General features: G+C 70.8%; 13 protein-coding genes. 6 read left to right on the top strand and 7 right to left on the bottom strand.

Annotation, left to right across the window (positions count from 1 at the left end):
* Window position 1: 1 nt before the first annotated feature.
* Window positions 2-994, bottom strand: coding sequence for a phospholipase D-like domain-containing protein (locus AB5L52_RS19285; RefSeq protein ID WP_369365234.1), 993 nt, complete (start codon window positions 992-994; stop codon window positions 2-4).
* A gap of 281 nt (window positions 995-1,275) precedes the next feature.
* On the opposite strand from AB5L52_RS19285, the gene hemB reads away from it, so the two are divergent.
* Entirely contained in the window at window positions 1,276-2,277 is a 1,002-nt protein-coding gene (gene hemB / locus AB5L52_RS19280; protein WP_351027014.1) for a porphobilinogen synthase, read from the top strand.
* 15 nt (window positions 2,278-2,292) lie between these two features.
* Here hemB and AB5L52_RS19275 read toward each other — a convergent pair whose 3' ends face one another.
* On the bottom strand, window positions 2,293-3,012 hold the full coding sequence (locus tag AB5L52_RS19275) for a DUF4232 domain-containing protein (protein ID WP_369365232.1): 720 nt from the start codon (window positions 3,010-3,012) through the stop codon (window positions 2,293-2,295).
* A gap of 185 nt (window positions 3,013-3,197) precedes the next feature.
* Between AB5L52_RS19275 and AB5L52_RS19270 the strand changes: the two genes are divergently transcribed.
* Window positions 3,198-4,634: a helix-turn-helix domain-containing protein gene (locus AB5L52_RS19270; RefSeq protein ID WP_369365230.1), complete on the top strand. Its 1,437-nt coding sequence runs from the start codon at window positions 3,198-3,200 to the stop codon at window positions 4,632-4,634.
* A gap of 46 nt (window positions 4,635-4,680) precedes the next feature.
* On the opposite strand, the gene AB5L52_RS19265 is transcribed toward AB5L52_RS19270, so the two are convergent.
* Window positions 4,681-5,499, bottom strand: coding sequence for a DUF4253 domain-containing protein (locus AB5L52_RS19265; RefSeq protein ID WP_369365229.1), 819 nt, complete (start codon window positions 5,497-5,499; stop codon window positions 4,681-4,683).
* Window positions 5,500-5,640: 141 nt separating this feature from the next.
* Between AB5L52_RS19265 and AB5L52_RS19260 the strand changes: the two genes are divergently transcribed.
* The gene (locus AB5L52_RS19260) at window positions 5,641-6,792 is read left to right on the top strand and encodes a hypothetical protein (protein ID WP_351579086.1); all 1,152 of its coding nucleotides are present in this window, start codon (window positions 5,641-5,643) and stop codon (window positions 6,790-6,792) included.
* Window positions 6,793-7,215: 423 nt separating this feature from the next.
* Here the strand turns inward: AB5L52_RS19260 and AB5L52_RS19255 are convergent, their stop codons facing one another.
* The gene (locus tag AB5L52_RS19255) at window positions 7,216-7,878 is read right to left on the bottom strand and encodes a zinc ribbon domain-containing protein (protein ID WP_351027005.1); all 663 of its coding nucleotides are present in this window, start codon (window positions 7,876-7,878) and stop codon (window positions 7,216-7,218) included.
* 56 nt (window positions 7,879-7,934) lie between these two features.
* Complete coding sequence (locus tag AB5L52_RS19250) at window positions 7,935-8,345, bottom strand: VOC family protein (protein WP_351027003.1); 411 nt, start codon at window positions 8,343-8,345, stop codon at window positions 7,935-7,937.
* Window positions 8,346-8,362: 17 nt separating this feature from the next.
* Between AB5L52_RS19250 and AB5L52_RS19245 the strand changes: the two genes are divergently transcribed.
* Both AB5L52_RS19245 and AB5L52_RS19240 read left to right on the top strand, forming a co-directional pair.
* Window positions 8,363-9,430, top strand: a complete 1,068-nt coding sequence (locus tag AB5L52_RS19245; protein ID WP_369365225.1) for a helix-turn-helix transcriptional regulator — start codon at window positions 8,363-8,365, stop codon at window positions 9,428-9,430.
* A gap of 54 nt (window positions 9,431-9,484) precedes the next feature.
* Complete coding sequence (locus AB5L52_RS19240; RefSeq protein WP_369365224.1) at window positions 9,485-11,440, top strand: hypothetical protein; 1,956 nt, start codon at window positions 9,485-9,487, stop codon at window positions 11,438-11,440.
* Window positions 11,441-11,468: 28 nt separating this feature from the next.
* Here AB5L52_RS19240 and argS read toward each other — a convergent pair whose 3' ends face one another.
* Entirely contained in the window at window positions 11,469-13,247 is a 1,779-nt protein-coding gene (gene argS, locus AB5L52_RS19235; RefSeq protein WP_369365223.1) for an arginine--tRNA ligase, read from the bottom strand.
* A gap of 150 nt (window positions 13,248-13,397) precedes the next feature.
* Here argS and lysS point away from each other — a divergent pair, with 150 nt between their 5' ends.
* The gene (gene lysS / locus AB5L52_RS19230) at window positions 13,398-15,137 is read left to right on the top strand and encodes a lysine--tRNA ligase (RefSeq protein ID WP_369365221.1); all 1,740 of its coding nucleotides are present in this window, start codon (window positions 13,398-13,400) and stop codon (window positions 15,135-15,137) included.
* Between the two features lie 105 nt (window positions 15,138-15,242).
* Here lysS and AB5L52_RS19225 read toward each other — a convergent pair whose 3' ends face one another.
* On the bottom strand, window positions 15,243-16,526 hold the full coding sequence (locus AB5L52_RS19225) for a DUF2637 domain-containing protein (RefSeq protein ID WP_369365219.1): 1,284 nt from the start codon (window positions 16,524-16,526) through the stop codon (window positions 15,243-15,245).
* Between the last annotated feature and the right edge of the window lie 25 nt (window positions 16,527-16,551).

Here is a 16,551-nt window from a genome sequence, read left to right as displayed (position 1 = left end):
GCTACGGTGCCGTACCGCCCGCGTAGTCGCCGGCGAACGTCGTCTCGATCGTCTGGGCCGCCGGCTGGGCCACGCCCGTGCCGGTCAGGATGATGCCCAACTCCCTGTTGTTGCTGAGGGAGTTGCTGCTGATGTTCATGGAGCCGGCCTCGACCTCCTGGGTGGACAGGCCGTAGTCGGCGACCATCGCCTTGGCGTGGATGTAGAAGCCGCTCGGGTCGGAGTAGCCGACGACCGTGCCGCCGGCGGCCTTGACGGCGGAGACCTCGCTGGAGTAGCTGGAAGGATTCTCCAGGACCACGCGGACCTTCACGCCTGCCTTGGCGCGGGCGACGATCGCGTTGACCACCGTGCTGTCGCTGAACTCCAGCTCCTCCACGTCGAGGGTCTTCGTCGCGGAGTTGATGAAGGACACCAGGCGGTTGCGGGAGTCCGTGGGGGACCAGAGGAGGTGGTCCCCGTCGGTGGGGGTGACGGACGTCGCCGCGTAGTCGGCGTCGAAGACCTTCTCGATCGCCGCCACATCCCTCGTGTCGTCGGTGAAGACGCCGTAGTCGCGGCCGGTCGCGTAGTACTGGGACGTCAGATTGCCGGTCAGGATCAGGGACTTGGTGCCGTCGACCGTGATCGTCTTCTGGTGGGTGTAGGTGAAGGCGGAGGACGACCAGACCACGCCTATGCCCGCGTTCGTCAGGGACGTGTACGCCGCGTTGTTGGCGCTCTTGTGCTGGCGGTCGAGGACGACCCGGACCGTGACGCCCTTGTTCTTCAGGGCTATGAGGTCGTTGACGGCCGTCGTGTCCTCCAGCTCGTACATGGTCATGTCGAGCTTGCTGGTGGCCGAGTTGATGAAGTCGTAGATCGTGGGCTGGCCGCCGCTCTGGGAGAAGGCGAACGCCGAGTAGCTCGCCGCGTTCGCGGGGACGGCGGTGGTGACGACGGCGGCACCGGCGGCCAGGGCGATGGCCGCGCGGGTGAGGACCTTCCGCAGCATGCGTGACTCCTTGGGGATGCCTGTGGGGGTGGCGCGTGCATGACACCACGCGCGTAGAACGGTGGGGAGTCACGCGGATCCAGGGACGGCCAGGAGAGCGCAAAAACTTTCTATGGCGGTTCTGCGGGAGGTTCTGCCGGCGGTTCTTCGCGCGGTTCTTCGCGTGGTTCTTCGGGGGTTCTTCGGTGGGCGTTACGCCCCTCTTGGGCCGGCGCTGGGCCGGCACTGGGCCGACACGGTGTTGGCAAAGGGGGGTGCCGGGCGGGCGTAGCGTAGAAGGCATGACGAAGTACGGATCGTTTCCCGGTACGCGTCCCCGGCGGCTGCGGACCTCGCCCGTCATGCGCCGGATGGTCGCCGAGACGCGACTGCACCCGGCCGACTTCATCCTCCCGGCGTTCGTCCGGGAGGGCGTGAGCGAGCCCGTGCCGATCGCCGCCATGCCCGGTGTCGTCCAGCACACCCGCGACAGCCTGAAGAAGGCCGCCGTCGAGGCCGTCGAGGCCGGGATCTCCGGGATCATGCTGTTCGGCGTGCCGGAGGAGAGCAAGAAGGACGCCGTGGGAACGCCGGGCACCGACCCGGACGGGATCCTGCAGGTCGCCATCCGTGACGTGCGTGCCGAGGTCGGCGACGACCTGCTCGTCATGTCCGACCTGTGCCTGGACGAGACCGTCGACCACGGGCACTGCGGGGTACTGGACGCCGAGGGCCGTGTCGACAACGACGCGACCCTGGAGCGGTACGCCGAGATGGCCCAGGTGCAGGCCGACGCCGGAGCCCATGTCGTGGGCCCCAGCGGGATGATGGACGGCCAGATCGGCGTCGTCCGCGACGCGCTCGACCAGATCGGGCGCGAGGACGTCGCGATCCTCGCCTACACCGTCAAGTACTCGTCCGTCTTCTTCGGCCCCTTCCGCGAGGCCGTCGCCTCCTCCCTCCAGGGCGACCGCAAGACCTACCAGCAGGACCCCGCGAACTGGCGTGAGTCCCTGCGGGAGTTGGCCCTGGACCTGGAGGAGGGCGCGGACATGGTCATGGTCAAGCCGGCCGGGCCGTACCTCGACATCCTCGCCCGGGTCGCGGACGCCGTGGACGTGCCCGTCGCCGCCTACCAGATCTCCGGCGAGTACTCGATGGTCGAGGCCGCCGCCGAGAAGGGCTGGGTCGACCGCGACCGGGCGATCTTCGAGACCCTGACCGGCATCAAGCGGGCCGGGGCGCGGAACATCCTCACCTACTGGGCGACCGAGGCGGCACAGAAGCTGCGCCGGTACGAGTGAAGTCCCCGGCCCGACTTACCAGTTGAGGGCGCCGTCCGCGTTCTGCTGCCAGTACGTCACCGTCAGCGAGCTGTCGTAGTAGATGCCCTTCGCCGGCAGCGCCGGGGTCGCGACGGGGCCGCCGTCGCTGTTCGGCGTGCGGCCCTGGAACATCACCGTCAGCTTGTGGGCGGTCATGCCGCCCTCGCCGCTGCCGTCGGCGGCCGACAGCAGCACGCCCGCGTACCCCGACTCGCCCGGCTTCAAGGTCGTCACGGCCTGCGGCTGGGTGTCCTTCGCCGCCTGCGGCGCCCACTGCATCTCGTCGAAGCGCACGACCGGGTAGTACGTCAGCTCGCACGTCCTGCTGCCCGCGTTCGTCACCGTGAGCAGCATGTGGTTCAGGGGGCGGGTGACCGGCTGGGCGGTGACCCGGGTGTTCGCGCCGTTGCACAGGACGACCGAGCCGCCCGAGCCGGTGCCGGTGCCGCTGCCTCTGCCGGCACCGGTCGTCCTGGAGCCCGGTGTGTGGGTACGGGTCGCGCGGGTGCCGTTCGCCGTCCCGGCGCCGCCCGTGGTGGTGGGGTTGGCGGAGGTCGCCTTGTCCGTTCCCGTTCCCGCTGTCGTGGTCGGCGACACCGGCCGCGAGGCGCCCTCGTCCTTCGTCCCCGTGCCGTCGCTGCTGCACGCGCTGAGCGCGAGGGCGGTCAGTGCGGTGCCGGTGGCGGCGAGCAGACGGATATGGCGCATACGCATCGCAAGTCCTCTTTCGGGCTGGGCCAGTTGGCGTGTTTGGATGAGCCACAGCCTGTGGGGAGCCGTGTCCCGGCGGCCACAGGCTCAGGGCAATCCGGGACGCTGGAATGCCTACGCAGGTGCTGACCTGCAGAAACAGTCCCTCCCTGGAACGCCGGGATGGGACGGGGCGGGGAGGGGAAACGGTGGCGGACGGCACCTCGGAGAGCGGTTTCGCGGACCTGCTGCGGGAGTTGAAGAACCGTTCCGGGCACAGCTACGGCACGCTCGCCAAGCGGCTCCACATGAGTACGTCGACGCTCCACCGCTACTGCAACGGGGACGCCGTACCGACCGACTACGCCCCCGTGGAACGCCTGGCCCGCCTCTGCAAGGCCACGCCCGACGAACTCGTGGAGCTGCACCGGAGGTGGGTGCTGGCGGATGCGGGGCGGAGGAGGAAGCAACCGGTACGGGAGGGGCTGGACCGGGGGGAGCCGGACCGGCGGGAGCCGATGCGGGAGGTGCCGGACCGGGAGGTGCCCGTGCGGGAGGTGCCGGTGCCGGAGGGGGCGTCGGTGTCTCGGGCGGGGGATGCCTCGGAGCGCGAGCCGGAGCCGGAGCGGGTGCCTGAGCGGGGGGTGGAGCCGGAGTCGGAGCGGGGGCTGGGGCTGGAGCCGGAGTTGGTGCCGGGGCGGGGGAGGGACGCCCGCCCTCACCCCCGGCGCCGTACCCGGACTGTCGTCCTCGCCGCGCTCGCCGTCACCGCCCTGCTCGGCAGCGTGGCGCTCGCCCTCACTCTCCCCTCCGCAGGCGCGGAGGCGGACGCCAAGGGCGGCTCTGCCGCAATCGCCTCCGGCTCCGGCTCCGCGCGGCAGCACGCGCCGACGGCCGGCGCCCGCTCGACCTCCCCGTCCCCGTCCCGTACCTCGCCCCAGGACTCCGGCACACCGTCCGGGGACAAGCCGGGCGCGCCGCCCACCGGTGGTGCATCCGGTGACAGCGCCACGGCCGCCGGCCCCCCACCCCTCACCGTCACCACTCACCCCTACGCCTGGGAGGACCCCTGCTCCCAGCACTACCTGATCAACCGCGCCCCGACCGATGTCTCCCCGCCCCCGCTGGAGCAGGACGCGCCGGCCTGGGTGGCCGTACACAAGGCGGTCTCGTCGGGGGAGCAGTTCGTCACGTTCACCGTGCAGGGCACCGGCTCGGACACGGTCGTCCTGGAGGGGCTGTCGGTGCGCATGGCGGGCCGGCGGGCGCCGCTCGCCTGGAACGACTACGCCATGGGCTATCCCGGCGTCGGCTGCGGCGGAGGCGTGCCGACCCGGGCCTTCACGGTCGCCCTGGACGCCCTGCGCCCCGAGGTCGTGCCGAAGGCCGGGCACCGGGGCTTCCCGTTCAAGGTGAGCCGGTCGGACCCCGAGGTCTTCTACGTCACGGCCGACGCCTCCGCGTACGACGTCAGCTGGTACCTGGAGCTGTCGTGGTCCAGCGGGGCGCGCCACGGCACGCTGCGGATCGACGACAACGGCCGGCCGTTCCGCACCAGCGGCAACAGCGGCCGGCCCGCGTACGCCTTCCCGCTGGGCGGCGAGAGGTGGGAGCCGGCGTCGGGCTCGGACGGAACGTCCGGCTGACCGTCCGGATCACGGAATTACCGGTGTGATCGCCGGGCGGGGCGGCTCAGTCCCACCAGAAGGTCCACGTCCGGCTGCCCACCAGCGTCTTGGCATAGTCCCGCAGGCTGCTCGCGGAGCCCTGGCTGAGGGTGTCCGGGCAGAGGGCGAAGTGCTCCGCCGCCACCGCCTCGGCGTCCTCCTCGGTGGCCGGCGGGGCCGCGACGGAGACGACCAGGGTGTCCAGGCCGAGGGCCACGACCCGGATGCCGAAGCGGTCCTCCCAGGAGCGCAGCACCGCGCAGATCCGGCCTATGTCGCCCTCGTAGTTCACCGGCCCGGTCCAGCCGATCGCCGCCGGGATGTCGGCGGACCGGCGGGCCGGGACCAGGGCGAGATGCGCCTCCTCGATGCCCGAGTCCGGATCGCCGCCCAGCGCGTCGGCGACCTGGGCGGCCCGGGTGTCCGGATCGGCGGAGAGCGGGACGGCGGGTGCGAGGCCGGGCCACTCCGGTCCGAACGGTTCGATCTCCCCGGTGATCTCCCCGTCCTCCGTCTCCTCCTCCCAGTACTCCGCCAGGACGTCCTCGGCGTCGTGATCGCCCGGGTACGACGTCTCGCCGGGCAGCAGCGCCCAGTCCTCCGGGCCGCCACCGGAGCCGCCGACGTCCACGAGCACCGGCAGCAGACCGGCGCGCGCCGCCGGCACCCCCAGCGCCCTCCAGGTGCCCGGCGCGGCCGGCTTCTCCGCGTGCCACAGCAGAGGCTCGTGCCAGGGGCCGTCTTCGGGCAGGTCGACCAGTCTGCCGGGCGGCAGCTGTAGTCCCAGGGAACGGCCGCTGGGGTCGGTGGACAGCTTGGGCAGCGGGTTGGGAAGAGTCGCCATGACCGTGACTGTAGAGGCCGCCACTGACAACGGGGTTGGCCCGCCTCCCCGATGAACCGGTACCCGCTGCAACCGCTCTTACCAGATGATGCTGTGATGGGGACGGGTGACGATGGTTGACGGGTGGCGGAAGGACGGAACGTGCTGAACGGGCGTTACCCGGTGCGGTGGCACATTGTGCTGCTCACCCTGTGGACGGCCATATGGTTCTTCGTGGCCGAACGCCATGGCGCCATTTCCTGGCACTATCTGAGAACCGGCGAGCAACTGCTCTTCAATCAGGCATCCGGCGGCGGTCTGGCTCTCTACGCCAACCACCCCGACCTGCAGATCGGTCCCGTCAGCTTCATAGTGGCCGGGCTCTTCGCGCCGTTCCCCGCCGCCGTTGGTGAGAAACTGGCCGACGCGTTCATGTCAGGTCTTGGCCTGTACATGCTGGTCCTGGTCGGCCGCGCCGCCGCGGACTACAACCGGGGCACCGGCCTCAATCACAAACGCCTGCAACAGCGTGTCCTGATCGCCGGAGCCGCCTTCATACCCATGTGGGTCGAGGTCTCGGTCCGCTTCGCCCACCTCGACGACGTCCTGGCCCTCTTCTTCGCCACGCTCGCCGTCCGCGCGCTGGTCCGCGGGAACGCGACGGCGGTGGGCGTCTTCCTGGCCCTGGCGGTCGACTCCAAACCCTGGGCCGTAGGCTTCCTGCCCCTCCTTCTCGCCCTACCCCGTCCGGCCCGGCTGCGCTCGGCGGCGTGGGCCTTCGGCCTGGTGGCGGTGGCCTGGCTGCCCTTCTATCTGACCCACCTGGACACCCTGCAGGCGGCCCGCTTCACCATCCCCAACCAGCCGGCGTCCTCGCTGCGCTGGTTCGGTGTGAACGACCCCGCGACACCACCGTGGGACCGCCCCGCCCAGATGGCCCTGGGCGCGGCCCTGGGCGCGCTGGCGGTACGCCGCAACCGCTGGCCGGCGGTGGTCTTCCTGGCGGTCGACGCGCGCATCATGCTGGACCCGAGCGTGTACACGTACTACAACGCCTCGGTCCTCCTCGGCACGCTCCTCTGGGACTCCATCGGCCAACGCCGCCTGGTCCCGTGGGTCAGCTGGATCGCCCTCATCTCCCTCTACGGCAGCGTCCTGGTGATCCCCTCGGACTCCACCCGGGGCCTCATCCGGCTGGCCTTCTGCATCGGAGCGGCGGCGTACGTGCTGCTCTGGCCGCAGCGGACGCCACGGGGCAGACGGAGCCGGTCGGCACGCCGTGAGCCCGCCGACGGCGACCTCATCAGTAAGTGACCGAAGAGGCCCCCCGGCCTCCGGCCGGCCCGGATTTCCCACCCGCACCACCTGTGCGGGTTTCGTGGTCGTGTGCGGGTGTCCCCGGCGGTGCGGACCCGCCGTCGGCGGCTGCGGGTGAAGGCCCGAGACGGGCTCGCAGGCCAGAGACCGGCCCGCTGCCCTAAGCGAGGTGAAGGCAGCCCAGGTGACGGGGGTGAGGTGCAGGGCGCGGACCTGGGAGAGGATCTGCTTCGAGTCGTGGTTGGCCACGAATGCCCTCGTGCACGGCGTGCCGCCGGGGCGGACGCGGGCTGTTGCTCGTCTCGGCGCCGGCCGACAAGCGGGGGCGTCGGAGAGCGGGCTCCAGGCAAGGCGGTGTGGTGCGAATCCGCCCTGCCGTAGACCCTCCCTCCCCTCCCCCTGCTCGCCCCGGCCCCGCCGTCAGCGCCTGGTGCCGCAGGACGGGCAGAAGGCGGCGTCGTCCGGCAGGACGGCGTGGCAGGACGCGCAGTTCGTGGTCTGCGCGAGACGGTGGCCGCAGCCATGGCAGAACGCGCCGCCCCGCGTCTCCGTACGGCAGTTGGGGCAGACCAGCTGGCGCGGGCTCGTGACGTCGTACCCGGCGCCCTGCTGCTGGCCGACGTCGTACGCCCGCTGGGAGACCATGTCGTTCAGCCCCCGCTGCTGCGCCGCCTGGGCCTCCGCCGCGGTGTCCGGGGAGCAGTTCAGGCACAGCCCCTGCCCCGCGTTCCAGCAGCGGGCGCAGACATGACCGGTGCAGCGCGGGCAGCGGTTGAAGTGGCTCTGCGCGTTCTCGATCGCGCGGGTGAACGCCGCGTCCCGCTGGCTGCCGAAGCTCGCCCCGGCCAGCCCGTCCGCGGCGTTGGTCACGCCCTGCGTGGCGCTGCCGCCGATGAGCGACCACGCCGCGTTCACGCCACGGGACACCCACCCGGCCACCTGCCCGGCCCGGAACGGCTCGAACGGCGAACGCCAGGTGTCCCAGCAGCGCGAGCAGTTGAACTCGAACTGGAAACCCGCCCCCGTGCCGTGCTCTATGCACAGGTCACGGTAGTTGTTGCTGAAGTTGATCTCGGTGCCCATGGCGACCGTCCCCCCAGAGAAAACGAACCCCGCGGGGAGTGTATAGCCGGGCGCGGTCAGACCAGGGTCGTGATGCAGAACGGATGCCCGGCGGGATCCAGCAGCACCCGCCACCGCTCCCCGCCCGGCTGGAACTCCGGCTTGCCGGCGCCCAGTTCCAGCAGGCGCTTCTCGGCGGTGTCCAGGTCGTCCACGCCCAGCTCGATGTGCGCCTGCTTCTCCTGCGCCGGGTCCGGCCAGGTCGGCGGGCGGTAGTCGGCGAGGCGGTTGAAGCCGAGGCCGGTCGCGCCCTCCTTGCCGAGCAGGACGAAGTCATCGCTGGAGTAGACGACCGACATGCCGAGCGACTCGCCGTAGAAGCGAGCCATTTCGGCGGGATCGGCGCAGTCGAAGGTGACGGCGGCGTAGCGGAACGCGGGTGCGGAAGTGGATGTGGAAGTGGATGCGGAAGAAGTCTCTGCGGTCATGGGGAGGACGCTAGGGGATGACCAGGACAGTTCCGGTCCTGGTCATGGACTCGTATGGAAAACTCCTGCCCGTGCTCAGCGCATCCGCCCGCCTTCTCCGCCTCCTCTCCCTGCTGTCCTCCCGCCCTTCCTGGACCTGTGCCGAACTGGCCGAGCGCATGGAGGTCACCGACCGCACGGTCCGCCGGGACGTCGCCCGGCTCCGCGAGCTCGGCTACTCCGTCGACTCCGAGGCCGGGCCCTGGGGCGGCTACCGCCTGCGCGCCGGCTCGCACGTACCGCCGCTGATCCTCGACGACGAGGAGGCGCTGGCCGTGGCGGTGGGGCTGGGCGAGGCGGCGCTGGGCGGCGACCAGGCGGCCCTGTCCGCGATGCTGAAGCTGCGCCAGGTCCTGCCCCGGAGGATCGCGGACCGCCTGGGAGAGCTGGACGACGCCTTCGTACGACTCCCGGCGGCCGGGGCCGAGAAGCCGCAGATCAGCCCCGGGCTGCTGCTGGAGCTGGCCACCGCGTGCCGGCGCGGGGAGCGGGGCCGGCTGTCGTACACCGACGGGGAGGGGCGGAGCACGGTGCGGGAGATCGACCCGTATCGGCTCGTGCACACCGGGCGGCGCTGGTACTTCGTCGCGCGGGACGTGGCCCGGGGACAGTGGCGTACCTTCCGGGCCGACCGTGTCGACCGCCTCCAGCCCACCGGGCACCCGGCGGACCTGACCGACCCACCGGACCCGGCCCGGCTGGTCTCCCGCAACATCGCGAACGGCCCCTACCCGCTGACCGCGACCATCCGCGTCCCCCTCCCCATGCGGGAGGCCCTACGCCTCGTCCCCGCCACGATCGGCACCCACCGGCCCGACGACCCCCACCACCCCCACCACCCCCACCACCCCCACGACTCCCACGCCCCCGACGCCCCCCACGCGACGATCATCGACATCGGCGGCCCCGACCCGGACGGCCTGGCCCGCTACCTCCTGGGCCTGGGCACACCCCTACAGGTCCTCGCACCGGAGGCGGTGCGGGACGCCCTGGTGCGCCGCACTCGCGAACTGCTGAGCAACAACGCCGGACTTCCCGTCACCTGAACCGTCGCACTCGCTAACGTGTCTCCTGGTTGAGGGTGACTTCTTGGGGGCGGCATGGCCGACGAACCTCTGCTCGCGCGCCTGCACTTCGGGCGTGAGGATGCCGAGCGGGACGTGAACGACGGGCACGGGCTGCTGCTGCGCGGCGGTTTTCTGCCCACCGCGGCCTACAGCGCGGCCGTTGGCGGGCGGAAGATGCTGATCATCGGGCGTAAGGGGTCCGGGAAGAGCGCCATCTGCATGCAGTTGATGGCGGACGGGGCGGACGGCGCAGGGCCTGCCGGGAAGCTGCTGGTCACCCCGGACGAGACGGCGGGGGAGGCGATCCGGCGGTTCGAGCTGCAGGGGCTGCCCGGTGACTCGGCGAAGGCGCTGATCTGGCGGTACGTGTTCGCCGTACACGCCGCCCGGCACCTGGCCGCGCACTCGAAGGACGCGCACCGGCGCAGGCCCGGCTCGGTGAAGGCGCTCGTACGGTTCCTCAAGCAGAACGGCGAGCTGGACGACGACCGGCTCGGCGACCGGCTCGGGGACCGGATGGCGCAGGGGATCAAGGGGCTGCAGACCTCCCTGACCCTGGACATGTTCGGGATCAAGGCCGGACTCGATCTCGCGCAGGCGCCGTCCGAAGGTGCCCGTGCGCAGCGGCAGTTGGAGGTCGTCGAGCGGGGTGTGGCCCGTGCCTTCGCCGACCTGGGGTGTGACGCGGCGCACGAGCCGCTGCTCCTCATGGTCGACCAGCTGGAGCTGGTGTGGTCGGCGGAGCCGGACAGCCACTCCATGGTGATCGGGCTGCTGCTGGCGGCCAAGCACGCGGCGAGCCGGTACGGTCGGTCGGTGCGCTTCCTGCTCTTCCTGCGCGCGGACATCTACGACTCGCTGTCCTTCGGCGAGGGCGACAAGTTCCACGGGGACGAACTGCGGATCGGCTGGACGCAGGAGGCGCTGCGGGATCTCGCGCTGGCCCGGGCCCGGGCCTCCACCGGCGCGGAGCTGACCGACGCGCAGCTGTGGCGGGAGATCTTCCCGGTGGCGGTGGAGAACGAGGACGCGCCGGCCCACGTCTTCGGGCGCTGTCTGCCGCGGCCCCGGGACGCCATCCAGTTCCTCAACCTGTGCCAGGAGACGGCCTGGCTGACCCATGGCCGGGACCGGATCACCGAGGCGGACGTCCGCCAGGCAGGGCTGCAGTTCTCCGCCTGGAAACTGAAGGACCTGTCCCTGGAGTACCTGGTCGCCCACCCGTTCCTGAAGAACCTCTTCCCGCTCTTCCAGAACGCGGGGTACGTCGTCTCCCGCGCGGCCCTCCGGAGCCGTTTCGAGGCGGCCGAGGAATCACTGCACCGGCTGTTCCCCGCGTACGCCGACGCGCTGACCCTCTCCGGGATCATCGACGTCCTCCACGACGTGGGCTTCCTCGGCGTGCGGCGCGGCAACGACGTCGTGTTCGCCGGCGGCGACGACCTGCCGGTGCAGCCGCACGAGACCGAGTTCCACATCCACCCCTGCTTCCGGGCGGCCCTCGGGACGACCAGCGCGATCGACCTGCGCCGGTACGAGTCCGCCGTGGCCGGTGACCGACTGGTGCAGGGCAATGTCTTCGGCTACCAGTCGGCCGGGGTCAGCTACACCAATCGGGACGACCAGCTGCTCCGTGAACTGAGCCGCTCCTGCCACTCCGTCCTCGCACAGACCGGGCGGGCCGTGGCGCTCACCCAGGACGCCCGGGACGAGATCGCCGGGGAGATCAGCCGCGTCCTGAACGACGTCCACACGCACCCGGCGGGAGTCGCCCCGTCCTTCGGCCCGTCCTTCGCCCCGTCCTACGACGCGTACGACCAACTCCTCAGCACCGCCCACTACTTCACCTCCCTCGCCGCCCAGCTGACCGCCAGCGGACTCACGGAGGGCGCGCAGGAGGTCGCCCACCGCCTGGAGGAGGAGGCCCGGCGACTGCGCCGGCTCGCCGGGGGCTCCTACGGCAGTGGGGGCAACTCGGGCGGCATCTGAGCCGACCCGCGCGCGAAGGGGCAGGTCGTCAGAGCTTCTCCGGCGTCCTGATGCCCAGCAGGGCCATGCCCTGGTGCAGGGTGCGGGCCGTGATGTCGCACAGGAAGAGGCGGTTCTCGACCTGCTGCGGCGTCTCGGCCTTCAGGACCGGGCACTTGTCGTAGAACGTCGTGTAGAGGGACGCGAGCTGGTACAGGTACGCGGCCAGCTTGTGCGGGGCGTACTCCGCCGCCGCCTCCTTCAGCGTCTCCGCGAACGCGTCGGCGTGCAGGCCCAACGCCCGCTCGGCATCGGCCAGTTCCAGCTCCGGATGCGCCACCGGGCGGACCTCGCCCGCCTTGCGGAGGATGGACTGGATACGGGCGTACGCGTACTGGAGGTAGACGGACGTGTCGCCGTTCAGGGACACCATCTGGTCCAGGTCGAACTTGTAGTCCCGGTTCGCCGACGTCGACAGGTCCGCGTACTTCACCGCGCCGATGCCCACCTGGGCGCCCCGCTCGGCGATCTCCGCCTCGGAGAGGTCCTGGGCCTTCTCACGGACGACCGCCGACGCGCGGTCGATCGCCTCGTCCAGCAGGTCGACCAAGCGGACCGTCTCGCCCTCACGGGTCTTGAACGGCTTGCCGTCCTTGCCGAGGACCGTGCCGAAGGCCAGCTGGACCGCCGTGACGTCGTCGTTCAGCCAGCCCGCCCGGCGCGCCGTCTCGAAGACCATCCGGAAGTGCAGGGACTGCCGGGCGTCCACCACGTACAGCAGGGTGTTCGCCTTCAGGTTGAAGACACGGTCGCGGATCGCGGACAGGTCGGTCGCCGCGTAGCCGTAACCGCCGTCCGACTTCTGCACGATCAGCGGGACCGGGTTGCCGTCCGGGCCCTTGATGTCGTCGAAGAAGACACAGAGCGCGCCCTCGCTGCGGACCGCGACACCCGACTCCTCCAGGAGGCGGCAGGTCTCGGCCAGCATGTCGTTGTACCCCGACTCGCCGACGATGTCCGGGTCCTGGATCCTCATGTCCAGCTTCTCGAAGACGGAGAAGAAGTAGATCTTCGACTCGTCCACGAACTTCTGCCACGTCGCGAGGGTCTGCGGGTCACCGGCCTGCAGGTCGACGACACGGCGCCGGGCCCGGGTCTTGAACTCCTCGTCGGCGTCGAATTTCTTCCGCGCGGCCTTGTAGAGGCGGTCGAGGTTCGACATCGCCTCCTCGCCCGAAGCCGCGGCGTCCTCCGCGGACGCCTTGTGGTCCAGCTCGTGCGGGTGCTCCTCCAGGTACTGGATCAGCATGCCGAACTGGGTGCCCCAGTCGCCGATGTGATGGCGCCGGACCACCTGCTCACCGGTGAACTCCAGCAGCTGCACCACCGAGTCGCCGATCACCGCGGAGCGCAGATGACCGACGTGCATCTCCTTCGCCACGTTCGGCTGCGCGTAGTCGATCACCGTCGTGCCCGGGTGCGCGGCGGTCGGCACGCCGAGGCGGCCGGTCTCGTCCGCGTACCGCGCGGCCAGGTTCGCGGTGATCGCCCGGTCCGCGATCGTGATGTTGAGGAAGCCGGGGCCCGAGACCTCGACATCCTTGATCAGCTCGTCACCCGTGACCACCTGGGAGACGACCTGCGTCGCCAGCTCCCTCGGATTGGCCTTCGCCTTCTTGGCGAGGGCCAGGATGCCGTTGGCCTGGAAGTCGGCCCGGTCGCTTCGTCGCAGCAGCGGGTCCGCACCGGCGGCCTCCGGCAGAGTGGCCGAGAGGGCGGACGCGAGATGCTGCTGGACGACATCGCTGAGGGACGTGACCGAGGCCATAGGGATGGGTGCCGTTCTCCTCGTGGGGATGGATAGACCCGGCCAGTATCCCACGGAAGGCAAAGCCGTTTTCGCGCGCGCGAACCGGTCTGTGAGAATGGAGCATCACCCCATTCAGATGGAGTGCCACCCCGTTCCAGGAAGAAGGACGTGCCGATCGTGGCTCAGAGCACCGAGACCACCGACTGGGTCTCCCGTTTCGCGGATGAGGTCATCGAGGAGTCGGAGCGCCGGGCCCCCGGTAAACCCGTTGTCGTCGCGTCCGGACTCTCGCCCTCCGGGCCCATTCACCTGGGCAATCTCCGTGAGGTCATGACCCCGCACCTCGTCGCCGACGAGATCCGCCGCCGCGGGCACCAGGTGCGGCACCTGATCTCCTGGGACGACTTCGACCGCTACCGCAAGGTCCCGGCCGGCATCGCGGGCGTCGACGAGTCCTGGGCCGAGCACATCGGCAAGCCCCTGACCTCGGTCCCGGCGCCGCAGGGCTCGTCGTACGCGAACTGGGCCGAGCACTTCAAGGCCGCCATGATCGCCTCGCTCGCCGAGCTGGGCGTCGAGTTCGACGGGATCAGCCAGACCGCGCAGTACACCTCCGGTGTCTACCGCGAGCAGATCCTGCACGCCATGAAGCACCGCGCCGACATCGACGCGATCCTCGCCCAGTACCGCACGAAGAAGGCTCCGAAGAAGCAGCAGCAGAAGGCCGTCGACGAGGCCGAGCTGGAGGCCGAGGAGGGCTCGGGCGCGGCTGCCGAGGACGACGGCTCCTCCGGCTCCGCCGGGTACTTCCCGTACAAGCCGTACTGCGGCCAGTGCGACAAGGACCTGACGACCGTCACCTCCTACGACGACGACACCACCGAGCTGTCGTACACCTGCACCGCCTGCGGCTTCACGGAGACCGTCCGGCTCAGCGAGTTCAACCGCGGCAAGCTGGTCTGGAAGGTCGACTGGCCGATGCGCTGGGCCTACGAGGGCGTCGTCTTCGAGCCCAGCGGCGTCGACCACTCCTCGCCCGGGTCGAGCTTCCAGGTGGGCGGCCAGATCGTCGGCATCTTCGGCGGCGAGCAGCCCATCGGGCCCATGTACGCGTTCGTGGGCATCTCGGGGATGGCGAAGATGTCCTCCTCGCGTGGCGGAGTCCCCACCCCGGCCGACGCGCTGAAGATCATGGAGCCGCAGATCCTGCGCTGGCTCTACGCCCGCCGCAGGCCCAACCAGTCCTTCAAGATCGCCTTCGACCAGGAGATCCAGCGGCTCTACGACGAGTGGGACAAGCTCGCGGGCAAGGTCGCCGACGGCTCCGCGCTGCCGGCGGATGTCGCCGCGTACACCCGCGCCGTCGGTACGGCCGCCGGTGAGCTGCCGAAGACGGCGCGTCCGCTGCCGTACCGCACCCTCGCCTCCGTCGCCGACATCACCGCCGGGCACGAGGACCAGGCGCTGCGGATCCTCTCCGAGCTGGACCCCGAGCAGCCGCTCGCCTCCCTCGACGAGGCACGGCCGCGGTACGACAAGGCCGAGGCCTGGATCAACACCCACGTCCCCGCCGACCAGCGCACCATCGTGCGCGACGAGCCCGACGCCGAACTGCTGAAGTCCCTCGACGAGGCGTCCCAGCAGTCCGTACGACTGCTGCTCGACGGGCTCGCCGAGCACTGGTCCCTGGACGGGCTGACCCACCTCGTCTACGGCGTGCCCAAGGTGCAGGCCGGGTTCTCGGCCGACGCCACGCCCAAGGAGCTGCCGCCGGAGATCAAGACGGCCCAGCGCACCTTCTTCGCCCTGCTCTACCACCTGCTGGTCGGGCGCGACACCGGGCCGCGACTGCCCACGCTGCTGCTCGCGGTGGGGCAGGAGCGGGTGCGGCGCCTGCTCGGCGAGTAAGCGGCGACGCGAGTCAGGAGCGACGCGAGTCAGCGGCAACGGAGAAGGGGCTCTCGGATCGAGGGCCCCTTCTCCGTTTCTCCGTTTTCTCCGTGGCGGTTGCCCTTACGCGATGTGGTCTTCCTGCAGTTCCGCCGTGTGGCGGTTGGTGAAACGGTTGACCATGCGCTCGGCCTCACGCTGCGGCAGCGAGATGCCGTACGTCGCCTCCACGTCGCCGCGGAGCTGGCCGGCGGTCGGGTAGCTGCCGTCGATCGACTGGCGGAAGACCTGGTAGAACTCCTCCTCGCCCGGCTCGACGGGAGGCGTGCCGCCGCCCTCGCCCAGTTCACGGGTGCGGTTCGGGCCCACCGGGATGGGGAAGCTGCCGGTCTCCTCCGACGAGGAGGGCTGCTGGAACTGCTCCGGGAGCTGCTCCTCGTACCACTCCTCGTACTCCTCCTCGGGGGCGTACTGAGGCTCGGGGGCCGATTCGTAGGCGGGGTTGTAACCGCCTTGGTACTCGGCCTGCTGCTGGGCCTGGAACCACGGGCTCTGGTCGTCCACGGGAGGTTCCTGCACCGGGATTTCCGGCTGCACGGCGTTCTGCCCGGCGCTCTGCCTGGCGTTGTGCCCGGCGTTCTGGCCGGGGAGTTCCGGGCGCTGCTCGCCGGGAGGTGCCGCCTGTTGCGGGACGGGCGCCGCCCCACCGGCACGACCGCCCGCGACCACCGGGATGATCGTCGGCTCTATGCCCGCCGCCGCAAGACCCGCCGGGGCCGTCTCCGCCAGGGGAACGCCGTAGCGGGCCAGGCGCAGCGGCATCAGGGACTCCACCGGGGCCTTGCGGCGCCAGGCGCGGCCGTAGCGGGAGCGCAGGCGGGCCTGGTAGACGAGACGTTCCTGTTCGAGCCTGATGACCTGGTCGTAGGAGCGCAGTTCCCACAGCTTCATCCGGCGCCACAGGAGGAACGTCGGAACCGGGGAGAGCAGCCAGCGGGTGAGGCGGACGCCCTCCATGTGCTTGTCGGCCGTGATGTCGGCGATCCGGCCGATCGCGTGGCGGGCGGCCTCGACCGCGACCACGAACAGGATCGGGATCACCGCGTGCATGCCGACACCCAGCGGGTCCGGCCAGGCGGCCGCGCCGTTGAACGCGATCGTCGCCGCCGTCAGAAGCCACGCCGTCTGGCGCAGCAGCGGGAAGGGGATACGGATCCAGGTCAGCAGCAGGTCCAGGGCCAGCAGGACACAGATACCCGCGTCGATGCCGACCGGGAACACATAGGAGAAGTTCCCGAAGCCCTTCTTGATGGCCAGCTCACGGACGGCCGCGTACGAGCCGGCGAAGCCGATACCGGCGATGATCAAGGCGCCGGAAACGACCACGCCTATGAGTACGCGGTGCATCCGAGTCAGCTGCGGTGGCGCGGCC

This window comes from Streptomyces sp. CG4 (genome assembly GCF_041080655.1).
Classification (GTDB): domain Bacteria; phylum Actinomycetota; class Actinomycetes; order Streptomycetales; family Streptomycetaceae; genus Streptomyces.
This window is presented reverse-complemented; position numbering and strand designations above follow the sequence as displayed.

Bases quoted from the DNA above. Each gene is read 5' to 3' on its own strand.
- AB5L52_RS19285 (WP_369365234.1), bottom strand. From the start codon at position 994: ATGCTGCGGAAGGTCCTCACCCGCGCGGCCATCGCCCTGGCCGCCGGT.
- hemB (WP_351027014.1), top strand. From the start codon at position 1,276: ATGACGAAGTACGGATCGTTTCCCGGTACGCGTCCCCGGCGGCTGCGG.
- AB5L52_RS19275 (WP_369365232.1), bottom strand. From the start codon at position 3,012: ATGCGTATGCGCCATATCCGTCTGCTCGCCGCCACCGGCACCGCACTG.
- AB5L52_RS19265 (WP_369365229.1), bottom strand. From the start codon at position 5,499: ATGGCGACTCTTCCCAACCCGCTGCCCAAGCTGTCCACCGACCCCAGC.
- AB5L52_RS19255 (WP_351027005.1), bottom strand. From the start codon at position 7,878: ATGGGCACCGAGATCAACTTCAGCAACAACTACCGTGACCTGTGCATA.
- AB5L52_RS19250 (WP_351027003.1), bottom strand. From the start codon at position 8,345: ATGACCGCAGAGACTTCTTCCGCATCCACTTCCACATCCACTTCCGCA.
- AB5L52_RS19245 (WP_369365225.1), top strand. From the start codon at position 8,363: ATGACCAGGACAGTTCCGGTCCTGGTCATGGACTCGTATGGAAAACTC.
- AB5L52_RS19240 (WP_369365224.1), top strand. From the start codon at position 9,485: ATGGCCGACGAACCTCTGCTCGCGCGCCTGCACTTCGGGCGTGAGGAT.
- argS (WP_369365223.1), bottom strand. From the start codon at position 13,247: ATGGCCTCGGTCACGTCCCTCAGCGATGTCGTCCAGCAGCATCTCGCG.
- AB5L52_RS19225 (WP_369365219.1), bottom strand. From the start codon at position 16,526: ATGCACCGCGTACTCATAGGCGTGGTCGTTTCCGGCGCCTTGATCATC.